The organism is Arthrobacter sp. SD1074B (assembly GCF_056780195.1).
Window position 1 is genome coordinate 3,521,499 of sequence record NZ_JBRAZT010000001.1, and the last position, 13,890, is coordinate 3,535,388.

The window sequence follows — 13,890 nt, forward strand, 5'->3', positions numbered from 1 at the left end:
GCGTTCTATGGCTGTACGGAATGACCTACCGGAGCATTTCGGGTCGGTTAAGGTGCTGCGTTGATTTCGTTGATCGTGAGGTTGCGGAAAGTGGCAGTTCCTTCGTGTGCGTAGAGACGGATGCCGTTGTCCCCTTCGAGTGGGAATACGCGGTGGGAGTGCACGACCCGTCCGTCTCCCACGAACATTTCGACGCTTGTGCTGTCCACGAGGACGCGAAGTGTGAGGCGCCCTGCCGAGGGGTCGACGGGCGTCTGGCTTTCACCGCCGGTGGGGTTGATGGTGGGCCACCGGTTGAGGTACGCGAAAGGTCCGCGGAGGAATGCCCCGGCGGCGACGTGCCGGCCCCCGCCGGCTGCACGACAGATCTCGAGACCGATGTTGGCCGGTGGGGCGGCTGGGTCCCATACCAGCTCGCAGTGCAGGTCGTAGGCCAGCGAACGGATATCGAGGTCGTGGGTGCCCGATACCACGACATCACCAAGACGGTGGCTGCGCTTGACGTAGTTGTCCAGACCGGCTGTCGGGGTTGAGGCGAGATAGTAGCTTCCGATTCCCTTCTTGAGGCGGATGTCGCGCACGATCATGTCATCGCCGTTGTAAGCGTCGGTCGCCAAGGTCGGAGTGTTGTGGGGGTAATCCCAGAAGTTCGCCCATCCGAGCGCCCTGCGCAGGGTGGCATCCTCTGTCCCGGAGGAGTCGTGATGGGGGTAGGTCACTGCTCCGTAGAAGTCATAGCCGTAATCCAGCCATTCCGGCTCGGCATGGTCGGGAGCAAAGGTGGCCCCGTTGAAGGCCCCTGTCCAATAGGCATAAGTGGCCGGCAGCCCCCTGCCTTTGCCGTTGGCGCTGGTGCCAAGAATCCAGTGGGAAGTGCCGTCGTCGGCGGTTATACGGAAAAGGTCCGGGCACTCAAGTACCCCAAGATCCGTGCGGACGAATTCGCCGACGCGCTGCCAGGAGCGCAGGTTGGGAGATGTGTAGAAGCCAAGCTTCTGCCCTTCGGCGTTGACCATGAACCACTGCCCCCGGTCGGCGTCCCAAATTACCTTCGGGTCGCGGAAGTCCTGCACATCTGGGTTTGGCAGTACCGGGGCTGTGCCACCGGGTTGGAAGGTGCGCCCACGGTCCGTCGAGTACCAGAGATACTGGGCCTGGCGGCCCTGTGGTGCCTGTGTAACGAGGGCTATCACGGCATTTTCACCGTAGCCGGCGGTGTTTCGTTCGTCGACGATAAGGCATCCTGACCAGCAGTCGCCGTTGTCATTGCTGAACTTGGGGATGGCGACGCCGCGGTCGCGGAAGGACACGTGGTCGGTGGTGGTCGCACGGCGCCACGACGTACCTCCGCCACCTTGAATGTAATCGCCGTTGTAGAGGTAGTAGTAGTGGTATTCGCCGTCGATGTAAATGGGCCGCTGAGGGTCGTTCTTCCAATTGTCGGGGACGCTGAAGTGATAGGTCGGGCGCATACGGGTTGGTCCTTTTGAGAGCGGCATGGCCTGCGCGGTGCCGGGACTGTTTGGGGGCGCGGCTGCCGCTGACTCGGAGAACGAAGCGGAAAGCGCGAGTGACCCGGTGAGGGCAACGGCTCCACTTCCGGTCAGGAGTGCACGCCGGGAGACGGCGGGGGAATCTTCCATGGTTCCCTTTCGGTGGGCAGCTTCGGTGCTTCTGCTGCATGGATGGTGATGTTTTTGGGCAGTGCAGGTCCTCATTTGGCTTGAATCTGAGGGGATCCTGCTAAGACAGAGGGGTTGACCCGTTCGTGGAACAGGATTTTCAGAGAGTTTCCCCGTCTGCAGGGTGTGGTTTCGGCAGGGGTTCTGTCGCCAGGGCATGGCCGCTGGCGCCAGCGCGTGGACGGTAGAGGTGGCAGCGGACCCAGTGGCGGTTGAGGGGGTCACCCACCTGATGCCGGACGGGTTCCTCAGATGAGCAGCGCTGATGGGGGTCATTTGCGAAGTCGCAGGCGGTGGAAGCCATGACGGCCTGCCTGAGCGTGGCGCGGTGAACTGGGTCGTATGACCCGGCCCGGGCTGGGTCCGGGACAGCTGAGACCAGCAATTGTGTGTAGGGGTGGGCCGGATTGGCCAGCAGGTCCAGTGATTCGCCCTCTTCAACGATCTCGCCGGCGAACATGACGGCGGTCCGGTCCGCGAGGTACCGGGCGGACGCGAGATCGTGGGTGATGTAGAGCATGGAGATGCCCTGCTCATCGCGAAGTTTCCGCATCAGGTTTAGCACCCCGATGCGGACCGATACGTCCAGCATGGACGTTGGTTCGTCGGCGAGGATGACTTCTGGTTCGACGGCTAGGGCGCGCGCGATAGAGACTCGTTGACGTTGCCCGCCGGAGAGCTCATGGGGGTAGGAGTTGAGCATGTCGGCCTGAAGCCCCACGGTGGTCAAGAGCTCTTCAAGGCGGCGCGTGGTCTGCTCTTCGGAACCTCGCTGGCCGGTGCCGCCTTTGCCGTGGATCGCAAGGGACCGTCGGAGGAAGTGCTCGATCCGGTGCGCGGGGTTTAGGGAGCCGAAGGGGTCCTGGAAGACCATCTGCAGCTGTGATCGGAACATGCGTGAGGCCTGGAAGCGGTCTCTTTTGAGGACGTCGACGCCGTCGAGCAGGATGGCACCTTCGCTGGGTTTCTCGAGCCGGGCCACACAGCGGGCCAGGGTGCTCTTGCCCGAACCGGATTCCCCGACCAGTGCCACGATTTCTCCACGGCCGATGGTCAGGTCGACGCCGTGCAATGCCCGGACTGCCTGGTTGGAGAATAGGCCGCCGATGCGGAAGGACTTACCCAGTCCCCGCACTTCAAGAGCCGGCGTCTGGGGTGAAGCGTCCGGCCTTGCCGCGGAGTGTGCGGTGTGGGTCATTGTGCTGCTCCTTCTAAAACGGCGGCTTCGGCGTCGGCATCAAATGGGGCCACGAAGTGGCCCGGAGCGACTTCGGCGAGGTCCGGGATGTTCTGGAACTTCACGCCTTCGGGCAGGCCTTTGAGTGGAACCCGTGGGCCGGTAAGCGGCGGAAACGCGCCCATCAGGGCCCTGGTATAGGGGTGCCCGGGCCTGGTGTAGATGTCGTGGGCTTTTGCGGTCTCCACGATCCGGCCGCCGTACATGACGGCCATGCGGTGCGAGAGTTCCACCATCAGGGACATGTCGTGGGTGATGAACAGGACGGAGAAGCCCAGTTCGCGCTGGAGGTCCTTGATCTGGGCCATGATCTCCTGCTGCACCACCACGTCCAGCGCGGTGGTCGGCTCGTCCAGAATCAGGAGTGATGGCTTCAGTGCTACGGCCATGGCGATGACGGCGCGTTGCCGCATCCCCCCGGAGAGTTGGTGCGGATACGACTTGAGGCGGGCCGGATCGATTCTTACGAGCTCCAGCAGCTGTGCTGCGCGTCGAAGGGATTCTTTACGGGAGTAGCCGGCGTGTGTGGTGAAGATGTCTGCCATCTGTTCCCCGATGGTCAGCACCGGGTTCAGCGAGTTCATGGCGGATTGGAACACCATGGCAACGTCCTGCCAGCGGAAACGACGCAGCTCATCCTGGCTCATGGCCAGGACGTCCTTGCCGCCGAAGGAGATGCTGCCGGCGGCGATCTTCGCCGGATCCTTGAGCAGACGCATGATTGAGTTGGCGATGGTTGATTTTCCGCAACCGGATTCACCGGCCAGCCCGAACACCTCACCTACGCCGATGCTGAAGGAGACGTTGTCCACGGCAGTGGTCGAGCGGGTGTCGCCGATGTACTTGACGGTGAGGTTCTTGACGTCGAGGACTGCTTCGTGGGAGCCGAAGGAGACTTGAGAGACAGTCACTTTGCGGTGCTCCTTTCGGTGATGGCGGGTTTGCGGATCTTCCGCAGCCGCGGATTGGTTACTTCGTCGACCGCGTAGTTGACCAGTGCCAGGGCGAAGGCCACCAGTGCAATGCAGAGGCCGGAAGGGACAAAGACCCACCAGCTCCCGGTGAGCAGGGCACCTTCGTTTCCGGCCCAGAAGAGGTTGTTGCCCCAGGAGACGGTGCTGACGTCTCCCAGCCCAAGGAATTCGAGGCCGGCCTGGGCACCGATACCGTAGATGACGCAGGCGAGCAGTGTTCCCATCACGATCGAGGCCATATTTGGCAGAATTTCACGGAACATGATCCGCCCGGCGCTCTCACCTGATACGACGGCGGCGGCCACGAAGTCCTTGGAGCGGATGGACAGGGCCTGTGACCGGAGGACGCGCGCTGATCCTGCCCATCCCGTGACCGTGAGTACCAGGATGACGGTGCCCAGCCCCGGCGGCAGGAAGGCAGCCAGGATGACGAGCAATGGCAGTCCGGGAAGGAGGAGGAAGACGTTGGTCAGCAGCGACAGCGCTTCGTCGATAAATTTGCCGAAATAGGCCGATGCCAGTCCTACCAGAATCCCGATAAAGGTGGACGCGAACCCGACTGTAAGGCCTACCAGCAGGGAACTTCGGGAGCCGTGGATGGTCAAGGCGAGCACGTCCTGGCCTTTGGCGGTGGTTCCGAGCCAGTGCTCAGCGTCCGGTTCCAGCGAGGCCATGCCGGTGATCCGGGAGGGGTCGCCCGGGAACAGTACCGGCGCGGCCAGCGCCAGGACGATGAAGACGAACATGATGGCCATGCCTGTCATGGCCTTCTTGTTGTTAATAAGTCCGTGGATGAAACCGCGGTTGGTTTTGCGGGCAGCTTTTGGTTCGATCGGCTGCTGGAGGATAACGCTGGTCATGGTCGGTCCCTTGGTTACTGGGTACGCAATGGTCAGTTGCTGCGCACGCGGGGGTCGAGGCGGACATAGAGAATGTCCACCAGGAAGTTCGCCAGCAGTACGGCGGCGGTGATGGTCAGGAACAGGCCCTGCATGAGCGGGTAGTCAAGGCCCTGGACGGCGTTCAGAAGCTGGTAGCCGACGCCGGGGTAGGCGAATACGACCTCCGTGAGAAGGGCGCCGCCCACCACGAAACCCAGGCCCATGCCGAAGCTGGTCACCGAAGGCAGCATCGCGTTCCGGGCCGCGTAACGGAGCATAATCCGTCCGGGGCGTAGGCCCTTGGCCTCCGCCATGGTGATGTAGTCCTCAGAGTTGGTGGCGATCATGGTGTTCCGCATACCCAGCATCCAACCGCCGATGGAGACCAGCACGATCGTGAGCGCCGGGAGCACGAGGTGGGCGGCGGCGTCGCCGATGAACTCCCAGGTGAAGCCGGGCTCCAGCCCATCCGTGAACGCGTGGCGGATTGGGAACCAGCCCAGAACGACGCCGAACAGATACAGCGCGCCCATCGCGAGCCAGAAGTACGGGAAGGATCCGATGAAGACCAACAGGGGAGGCAGCACCGAATCGATGGCTCCGCCGCGGCGCCATGCTGCCAGGATGCCGAGCAGGTTACCGACGACGGCGGCTATGACAAGGGCGGTGCCACCGAGCAGGAGGGTCCAGCCGACTTGGGACGAGATGACCTCGGTGACGGGGGTGGGGAATCGTGAAATGGATACCCCCATCTGCCCGGTGAGGATGTTCTGGAGGTAGCCGGCGTACTGCTCCCAGATGGGCCGGTCGTCCACGCCGAGCAGCTTGCGCAGGGCCTCGATCTGTTCGGGCTGCATCCTGTCCTGGGAGCGGGCGAACATGCGTGATACGGGGTCCCCGGGCATGAAGCGCGGGAGCAGGAAATTCAGGGTGATGGATGCCCAGAAGGCGAGCAGGTAGAAACCCAGGCGGCGCAGGATGAAGCGCACGGTTTCCCTCCAATTCGGGAGTGGTCAACATGGTGGGGTACGCCCGACGGCCTGCTTTCGAATTGGCCAGGCCGTCGGGCGTGGGTGGCATGAGGGCGGTTCGGCCTCATGCTGCGTGTGACGCTACTTGCGCGGTTCCAGGCTGGTCAGCACGAGAACCGTGGTGGGTGCGCGGACCGAGAGGGTGGCGTAAGGGTTGTCCTGAGTCGGCCAGCCGGTGAAGCGGGTGTCGTTGTACGCCCCCCATTCCGGCCCGGAAAAGAGCGGCACCAGCGGCGCGACGGCATCGTATTCGTCCTGCAGTTTGCTGGCAATGTCCTTCTGCTTGGACTGGTCCGTCGCTGCAGCGAACTCCGCCAGCAGAGCATCGGCTTTGGGATCGCCGAAACGGTGGTAGTTGTCGAACGTCTTCGTGCCCACAGGCTTCACCGTTTTGGTGGACATGGAGGTGTTGAAGTACTTATACGGGCTCGGATCGTTGGCGCTCCATACAATGCCGGAGTCGAAGTTACCCGTTTCGTACCCTGCCACCACAGCGGCCCAGTCCGGGGAGTCCACCTTCGCGGTCACGCCCACCTCCGCCAGGTTCTGGGAGATCACGTTGGCAACGGACAACCAGTCGGACGATGTTGCACCCACGGAGATCTTGAACTGGAAAGGAGAACCGTCCTTGAGCGTCCGTTTGCCGTCGGGGCCCTTCGGGTAGCCGGCCTTGTCCAAGAGGTCGTTGGCTTTTTGGACGTCGTGTTTGGTCCAGGTGCAGTTGTCCTTGACCTGGGTGTTCTTCCACGTCTCGTAATTTCCGGAGAGGCCGGTGCAGTCCGCGGGCTGGGCGTAACCGCTCATACCGATCTTGGTGACCTGGTCCCGGTCCACAGCCATGCTCAATGCCTTACGGACATCAACGTCGTTGAACGGTGCCTTGGCGGTGTTGAGTTGCCAGTTGATCATGGCACCCGTCGGGGGGAACCAGTAGTGCCGGTGTTCCTTGTCTTTCGAGACGAACGTCTTTTCGATGTTCGGGATGTATTGCGGGGCCCAGTCCACGTCACCATTAGCGGCAGCGAGGTTCGCGCCGTCGTTCCCAGCGAAGGCGAGCATCTTGATGCCGGCGATCTTCTGCTTCTCCGGCTGCCAGTAGTTGGGGTTCTTTTTCAGCACGAAGGACTGGGCCTGGAAGCTGTCCACCTCCGTGTAGGGCCCTGTGCCGACGGGCTTGGCGTTGGCGTCCTTTTCCGGATCAGCCAGCGCGGACCAGACGTGCTTGGGCAGGATGCTGAGCTGACCGACGTCGTACAAAGCGGGGGACCATGGTTTGTTGAACTTGAACGTGACCTTGTTGCCTTCTGCGGTTACGGCGTCGAGGTACTCGTAGCCACCCTTGAGTTTCTTCTGAAGCTCGAAGGTGTATGCCACGTCGTCGGCGACGAACGGCTGGCCATCGGACCATTTCACCCCGTCACGCAGTGTGAATGTGATAGACCTTCCGTCCTTGGCTGCCTTCCAGTCGGTGGCCAGCCACGGCACGGTGTCGCCTCTGGCCGGGTTGAAGACCAGGAGAGACTCGTAAATGGACTGCTGGACCATCGGGTTGACCGTCGGTGCGAAGGGGTTGAAGTTCCGCACGAAAGTGCCCATGTCCTCACGCGGGATAGTGAGGAACGCACTGGCGTTGGTCGCGGCGCCACCGTCTGCGGGCTTGTTGACATTGGCTACGCAGCCGGTCAGCAACATCGCGCCTACCGCCAGTCCGGCCGCGGCGATGCGGGCCGACCTGAAGTTTTTAGGTTGTGTCATGATGGGTTATCTCTTTCCTGTCTTCATCAGCAAGGTGAAGGGTGGGTGGGGGTAAGCTCTTCGACGTTGATTTCGCGGTCAGACCGAAGAGCGTTCTAGCAGCGGACAGTCGACCAACTGCTGGCCGGCAGTGATCGGCTGTCCTGCTGTAAGAGCAGCGAGCGTCTGGACTCCCAGAGCGCCCATCTTTTCGAACGGCAAAGCCACTGTGGTCAGCTTGGGCCTGAGGTAGGCGGCAATGAGTTCCTGGTTGTCGAAGCCGATCACGGCGATGTCCCCGGGTATGGCCAGGCCGCGTTCCTTGATGGCGTCGTAGGCGCCCATGGCCATGCGGTCATTGAGGCAAAACAGGGCGGTTGGCCTGTCCTTGGCGGGGTACCGGTCAAGGATTTGGCAGGCAGCGTCGTAGCCGCCATCCGCGGTCGCGTACCCGGCCACCACCAGTTCCGGATCAAGCTCCAGGCCCACGTCGGCCAAGGCCTCGCGGACGCCTTGCAGACGCCCGACAGCTGCCGGAATGTGCGGGTCCAGATTGATCACACCGATCCTGGTGTGACCGGCCCGGAGGAGCCGTTCGACGGCGACTCGTCCCCCCGCCCGTTCATCGGGGACAATCGAGGGCAGCTTCCCGTCCAGGTCGAAACAGTTGATGAGCACCGTGGGCACCTCGTGAGCGCTTGGGGGCACATGAACGCCGCGGTGGTGCGTTGCGGCATACAGCAAACCTTCGACCCGCTGTTCCAGCAGCTTCTCAACGGCAGCATCCTCCATACCCTGGGTGGGGCCGGCCGCAACACCTTGGTCCGAGGGGGCGATAAGGAGGAATCTGCGGTCAATCCAAGCCTGGTCCTGAGCGCCTTTGATGATGTCCACAGCGAAGGGTGCGGTTACGATCTCGGTGACAATTCCGTACCAGTCGCTGCGCTGGGATGCCAGCGCCCTCGCCCCGGCGTTCGGACGGTAGCCCAATGCCTGAACCGCGTCGGCGATGCGGGTCCGCGTCTCTTCCGAAATGCTCGCGTTTTCGCGGTTGCTCAGCACGAATGAAACAGCCGTTCGGGATACTCCGGCGTGCTTGGCGACATCATTCATGGTGACCCCACGCGGCCTGGCAGTGCCCCTATTGCTTGGGGAGGTGGTTTTCGCCATTGAATGCTCCAGTAGTCGTCGTTGAGCTTGGTAATGCCGGTACTCGCGGGAGAAAGTCGTCCCGGTCCGCTCTAGTAACTCGCGTTACCTAGCGGCTGTGATTCAAGTTACCCGCGTTACTCCCGGGTGTCAACAAATTTTTCGTGTCGATGGGTGTAGGTTTCAGGTTTCCATCCGGGGGCTGAGGGCAGCGCTCCGGACGCAGTGCAGCCAAGCCCGAACGTCCAGCGCCGCCGCCCCTCGTTGGCTCACAGGGCGGTTCAGGGACGGTTCTTGAAGGATTCGACCTTGCCCGGATCCCTCTCGATCACGGGGCCGAGGATGTCATCGACCCTCTGGAGCAGTTCAGGGTCGAGTTTGACTCCTGCGGCCCGGACGTTGTCGACGAGCTGCTCGGGCCGGGATGCTCCGACGATGGCCGCTGAGACGCTGGGGTTCTGCAGTACCCATGCGACAGCGAAGGCTGCCATGGACAGTCCGGTCTCTTCGGCGAGGGGTTTCAGTTCCTGGACGCGGGTGAGGATGTCCTCGCTGAGAAAGCGGTGGTCGTCCTTGAGATCGCCGTTGTCGGCACGGAAGCGGGAGCCGTGAGGAGCCGCCGCGCCGGGGGCGTACTTGCCGGTGAGGACTCCCTGCGCGAGCGGAGACCAGCAGATCTGGCCGATGCCCAATTCCTCGCTCAGAGGAACGATCTCCTGCTCGATGACGCGCCACAGCATGGAATACTGCGGCTGGTTGGATATGAGCTGAACGCCAAGTTCGTTGGCAAGGGCAACTCCGGACCGGATCTCGTCCGTCGTCCACTCCGACACCCCGATGTAGTGCGCTTTCCCGGCCCTGACAATATCGGCGAAGGCCTGCATCGTCTCTTCAAGTGGGGTCTCGTAGTCGTACCTGTGAGCCTGGTATAGATCGACGTAGTCGGTTTGGAGCCGGCGGAGCGATGAGTTGATGGACTCCATGACGTGCTTTCGGGACAGGCCTCGGTCATTCCGGCCCTCCCCAGTAGGGAAGTAGGCCTTGGTGAAAATCTCCACGCCTTCACGGCGTGTTCCTTTGAGCGCCTGGCCCAACGCCTCCTCGGCCCGGGTTCCGGCATAGGCATCGGCGGTGTCGAAAGTGGTGATGCCCAGGTCCAGCGCCTGCTTCACGCACTGCGTCGCAGCGGCCTGGTCGATCTGCTCACCGTGGGTGAACCAGTTCCCGTAGGCGATTTCGCTGATGTATAGGCCGGAGGAACCCAGCTTGCGGTGTTCCATCAGGCGACGTCCTTTCCGAAGTCAGTGAGTTGGAGCGCAGCGTCCGCTGTGCCGCCGGTGGAGTATAGGGTGAGGGATGTTTGGGCGGCACCGGGGAAGACCAGTTCGGTCATGGTGACGAGCCCAGCGCTCCCGAAGACTTCCACCGAGCAGTGGTCAACGAAGATCTGCAGGGTGTAGCTGCCGTCCGGTCCGGCAGCAATCGGGGCGCGGCTGGTGGAGGGAAAGGCCTCATGGAAGCCGGTGTCACCGGAGCGGGTACGGTCCACTACAAGTTCTCCGCTGCCGGGACGGATCCCGATCCGTGTCCCGACCGTGCCGTCGGTTGACCCCCGGACCACAAGGCCGAATTCCTCGGCGCTACCGGGCGTGAAGGTGACGTCAACGAGTTGCACTGCCGCGCCGCCCTCAACCGCCGCGGGCCCGTCCAGGGTCACCCGCCTCACGGGACCGGGTTGCGAAGTTATTCCCACTTCCGGCACGGGTTGCTGAACGAGCCGGGGTTGCCCGCTCACGGAAACCAGGGACACGTCCCGGACGAGGCTCATGGGGCTGCGCCAGGGCGATGTGGGAATGTGGTTGGCATACTGCCAGTTGTTCATCCAGCCGATCATCAGCCGCCGGCCGGCTGGGACGTTGCTGAACGAGACGGCGGCGTAGTAGTCGCGGCCCCAGTCCAGCCATTGGTAGTCGGTTACGCGGTCCGGGTCCTCCATCCCCTCGGTGAGGGTTGTCTCTGAGCTGAACGTTACGCCGTCGAACTCTCCCACGAAGTACTGGCCTGCGGAGCCGCCGTTTGGGCCCCCGGGGTTCATGTTTACCGTCAGGACCCATTTAGGGGCCGCGGCGTCGCCGTCCAGCGGCAGCTCAAAGAGGTCCGGGCATTCCCAGATGCCACCGGTGCCGTTCGCAGGGCCGAAGGTGCTGAGGTATTCCCAGTTCTTGAGGTCCTCGGAGCGGTAGAGCAGAACAGTGAAGTCGTGCGCTTCGACGGCCACCATGACCCAGTAGCTGCCGGCCGGACCGCTGTAGCGGAAGACCTTGGGGTCCCGGAATTCCGGGGAATTCCTCGTCAGGACGGGGTTGCCGGCGTACTTGGTCCAGGTGTAACCGTCGTCGACGCTCCACGCGATGGACTGGGCCTGGGTGCCCTGATGAGGGGAGCCCGGTTTATACGCGCTCGTGTAGATGGCCACCAGCGGGGCTTTCCCGTCGGCGCCGAATCCGCTGGTGTTGGCAGTGTCCACCACGATGCTGCCGGAGAAGATGTCCTCGTTGTCATCGCAGGGAATGGCTACCGGTTGTTCCTCCCAGCGGACCAGGTCTTTGGAGGTGGCGTGGCCCCAGGACATGTTGCTGTGGACGTTTCCGAAGGGGTTGTTCTGGTAATACAGGTGGTAGATGCCATCGTGGAAGACGAGTCCGTTGGGATCGTTAAGCCACGTGTCCCTGGCGGCGTAGTGCATGGCCGGCCTGTAGGTCTCAAGGGTGGAGGGGACGCTGTTCATTGTTCTCGTTTCATGACGGTGCGTGGGGTCCGCGAACGTGTGAGGAAGGGGTGTTTTCGCGCGGAGGAGCAGCCTGAAATCGGACAGGGTGCCCCGGGCGGGTGCTGCAGGGTGCTCAGGAGCTCATTTTCTGGGCACACTCCTGGCGGGCCGACCTGAAGATTTTGGGTTGTGTCATGATGGGTTATCTCTTTCCTGTCTTCATCAGCAAGGTGAAGGGTGGGTGGGGGTAAGCTCTTCGACGTTGATTTCGCGGTCAGACCGAAGAGCGTTCTAGCAGCGGACAGTCGACCAACTGCTGGCCGGCAGTGATCGGCTGTCCTGCTGTAAGAGCAGCGAGCGCCTGGACCCGGCCACCACCAGAGCTCCGGACACTCTCCAGACCCACGCCAGCCAAGGCCCGCGGACGCCCCGCAAACGCCGACCAGTTCCCCGTCAAGGCCACGGGTGGGGCCGCTAGTAACTCGCGTTACCTATCGCGTGTGATCAAAGTTACCCGCGTTATCTCTGCAGTGTCAAAAGTTTTTTTCGCGGTGAGGGCAGACATTCCCAGCACCAAAGGCGGATCATCACCATCCACAGCTCCAATACCGGTCAGCCGCACGGCCACCGCGCTGGACGGATGGAGCAACGCTCTTGGTTGAAGGGCGGCGGTCTCGCGGCACTCGGAAGAGGGACGCAGCGCTCTCATCGCCTTCTGCACCGGGACCTCGGTCCCCGTATCCGCAGACGATGTCGCCCCCGGCCAAGACGTCGGCGCCCTCGTCGTCGTAGCCCTGCGGCAGCGACCGGACGAACCCGTCCCGGTGAAAGGGAGACAGGTCGCCGGGTCTACCCGGGACCTGTCACAGGAACGATTACATAATGCCAGTCGGTACCAGCAGGCCCCAGGCAAGCGCCGGGGCCACCAGCACGACCGCGCCCGCGTAGACCATCAGCTGGCGGTAGACGCGCTGCCGGTCGTTCTCACTTGCGTTGGCCACCACCAACGCACCGTCAGTGGAGAACGGGGACACATCCACAACTGTGGCAGCAATAGCCAGCGCCGCAACTGTTCCGGAAGCGCTCAACGAACTGGTGGCCAGGAGCGGACCGGCGAGGGGGATGAAAGCTGTCAGCAGTGCCGTGGAGGAGGCGAAGGCCGAGCCGACGCCGATCACGTAACAGAGGACCAGTGCCACCAGCAATGGCGCACCCAGTGCCAAGGCCTGCTTGGCGAGCGTGTCGATGACGCCCACGTGCTGGAGCAGGGAGACATAGGTGATCATGCCGGCCACGAGGAGGACCGTGGACCAGGAGATCCCGCCGATGAACGTCTGGTGTTCCTTGATGTTGACCAGGGCCAGCAGGAGGCCGGCAGAGAGGGCGACAAAGCCGATCGGCATGTGGAAACCAAGGGTGCACACCAAGATGATGGCGATCAGCATGACGGTGAGGATCTGCTGGCCGTGGGGACGCCCAGTACGGGTTGCGTCGAGATCGACATGTTGGCCGTTCCCACCATCGCGCAGCCTGCCCAGAAGGGCGAAGACGGCAATGGTGAGTACGGAGAGGATGAGGTTGAGCGCGAAGCTCGCCGTGAAGAGTGCCCCCTGGGAGATGGGAAAGCCGTTCTTCAGCGCGACGTCGTGCACCAGCACGCCGGCCACGGACAGCGGGGAAAAGCCGCCGGCGTGGGCTCCGTTGATGATGAACGCGCCCATCAGCACAGGGTGGATGCGGGATTCGTAGGCGAATCCAATGGCCGCGGGCGCCAGCAGGGCGACGGCGGCCGGAGAGAACGTGCCCAGCGACGTCAGTGCGGCAGCGATGAGGAAGAACACCCAAGGCAGGAGCATGGTCTTGCCCCGGACGAGGCGCACACAGTTCTGCACGATGATGTCGATGGTGCCGTTGCGCTGGGCCATGCTGAAGAAGTAGGTCACCCCGATGATGGTCAGCACAATGCTGGCGGGGAAGTCCTCCAGGATTTCCTTGTCGGTCATGCCCAGCACGAAATAGCCGACGCCGAAGGATGCGACCAGCCCCATGACTCCGATGTTCAGCGGCCATTTCGTGGCGACGACGAACATCACGACGAGGATGACGAGGGGAATGATCTGGATGGCGGTCATGGTCCCCTCCGGTTCCGCGGCGGACGCAGGCTGGAAGACGCCTCCGCCCAGCACGAGGGCAACCAGAGCCAAGACCGCGAAAATGCTCGCAGCCATCAGCAGGACAAGGCGACGGGGTGCGGTACGCCGGGGACGTTTGCCGGGGGTGTCACCCACAGGAGCAGCAGTGCGCTGCGCGGTCCTAGTCACCTTGGTCTCCTCCTTGAGAACAGCTACTGCGAGACAGCCGTCTACGGCGCTATCGGCAGCCGGCCCACGCAGGCGCGCCTCCGGAAATCTTGCTCGGCAGGGGAGCCTGAC

10 protein-coding genes are annotated in these 13,890 nt (G+C 62.9%); all 10 read right to left on the bottom strand.

Going from position 1 to position 13,890, the window contains the following annotated elements; genetic code table 11:
* Nucleotides 1-47 precede the first annotated feature (47 nt).
* Nucleotides 48-1,472, bottom strand: coding sequence for a glycoside hydrolase family 32 protein (locus ACUYM2_RS16450; protein WP_481601033.1), 1,425 nt, complete (start codon nt 1,470-1,472; stop codon nt 48-50).
* 310 nt (nt 1,473-1,782) lie between these two features.
* Nucleotides 1,783-2,880 carry an ATP-binding cassette domain-containing protein gene (locus ACUYM2_RS16455; protein ID WP_481601034.1) on the bottom strand — a complete coding sequence of 366 codons (1,098 nt, stop codon included), beginning with the start codon at nt 2,878-2,880 and terminating at the stop codon, nt 1,783-1,785.
* A complete protein-coding gene (locus ACUYM2_RS16460; protein ID WP_481601035.1) occupies nt 2,877-3,830 on the bottom strand; it encodes an ABC transporter ATP-binding protein in 954 nt (317 codons plus the stop codon). The genes ACUYM2_RS16455 and ACUYM2_RS16460 overlap by 4 nt, the downstream gene beginning before the upstream one ends.
* Nucleotides 3,827-4,753: an ABC transporter permease gene (locus tag ACUYM2_RS16465; protein ID WP_481601036.1), complete on the bottom strand. Its 927-nt coding sequence runs from the start codon at nt 4,751-4,753 to the stop codon at nt 3,827-3,829. Before ACUYM2_RS16465 ends, ACUYM2_RS16460 begins: the two co-directional genes overlap by 4 nt.
* A 32-nt stretch (nt 4,754-4,785) precedes the next feature.
* Entirely contained in the window at nt 4,786-5,763 is a 978-nt protein-coding gene (locus ACUYM2_RS16470) for an ABC transporter permease (RefSeq protein WP_476862080.1), read from the bottom strand.
* 123 nt (nt 5,764-5,886) lie between these two features.
* Nucleotides 5,887-7,560, bottom strand: a complete 1,674-nt coding sequence (locus ACUYM2_RS16475) for an ABC transporter substrate-binding protein (RefSeq protein ID WP_481601037.1) — start codon at nt 7,558-7,560, stop codon at nt 5,887-5,889.
* Between the two features lie 78 nt (nt 7,561-7,638).
* Nucleotides 7,639-8,709 (bottom strand): LacI family DNA-binding transcriptional regulator, encoded by a 1,071-nt coding sequence (locus ACUYM2_RS16480; RefSeq protein ID WP_479784455.1) that lies wholly within the window; start codon nt 8,707-8,709, stop codon nt 7,639-7,641.
* A 260-nt stretch (nt 8,710-8,969) separates the two neighbouring features.
* Complete coding sequence (locus ACUYM2_RS16485; RefSeq protein ID WP_481601038.1) at nt 8,970-9,968, bottom strand: aldo/keto reductase family protein; 999 nt, start codon at nt 9,966-9,968, stop codon at nt 8,970-8,972.
* Nucleotides 9,968-11,476 carry a glycoside hydrolase family 32 protein gene (locus ACUYM2_RS16490; protein WP_481601039.1) on the bottom strand — a complete coding sequence of 503 codons (1,509 nt, stop codon included), beginning with the start codon at nt 11,474-11,476 and terminating at the stop codon, nt 9,968-9,970. The genes ACUYM2_RS16485 and ACUYM2_RS16490 overlap by 1 nt, the downstream gene beginning before the upstream one ends.
* Before the next feature lie 857 nt (nt 11,477-12,333).
* Nucleotides 12,334-13,686: an SLC13 family permease gene (locus tag ACUYM2_RS16495; RefSeq protein ID WP_481601510.1), complete on the bottom strand. Its 1,353-nt coding sequence runs from the start codon at nt 13,684-13,686 to the stop codon at nt 12,334-12,336.
* Nucleotides 13,687-13,890: the final 204 nt, after the last annotated feature.

What these genes read in the sequence shown, in the direction of transcription:
- ACUYM2_RS16495 (WP_481601510.1), bottom strand. Translation starts at nt 13,686, where the DNA reads ATGGCTGCGAGCATTTTCGCGGTCTTGGCTCTGGTTGCCCTCGTGCTG.
- ACUYM2_RS16465 (WP_481601036.1), bottom strand. Translation starts at nt 4,753, where the DNA reads ATGACCAGCGTTATCCTCCAGCAGCCGATCGAACCAAAAGCTGCCCGC.
- ACUYM2_RS16450 (WP_481601033.1), bottom strand. Translation starts at nt 1,472, where the DNA reads ATGCGCCCGACCTATCACTTCAGCGTCCCCGACAATTGGAAGAACGAC.
- ACUYM2_RS16485 (WP_481601038.1), bottom strand. Translation starts at nt 9,968, where the DNA reads ATGGAACACCGCAAGCTGGGTTCCTCCGGCCTATACATCAGCGAAATC.
- ACUYM2_RS16455 (WP_481601034.1), bottom strand. Translation starts at nt 2,880, where the DNA reads ATGACCCACACCGCACACTCCGCGGCAAGGCCGGACGCTTCACCCCAG.
- ACUYM2_RS16475 (WP_481601037.1), bottom strand. Translation starts at nt 7,560, where the DNA reads ATGACACAACCTAAAAACTTCAGGTCGGCCCGCATCGCCGCGGCCGGA.
- ACUYM2_RS16490 (WP_481601039.1), bottom strand. Translation starts at nt 11,476, where the DNA reads ATGAACAGCGTCCCCTCCACCCTTGAGACCTACAGGCCGGCCATGCAC.
- ACUYM2_RS16480 (WP_479784455.1), bottom strand. Translation starts at nt 8,709, where the DNA reads ATGGCGAAAACCACCTCCCCAAGCAATAGGGGCACTGCCAGGCCGCGT.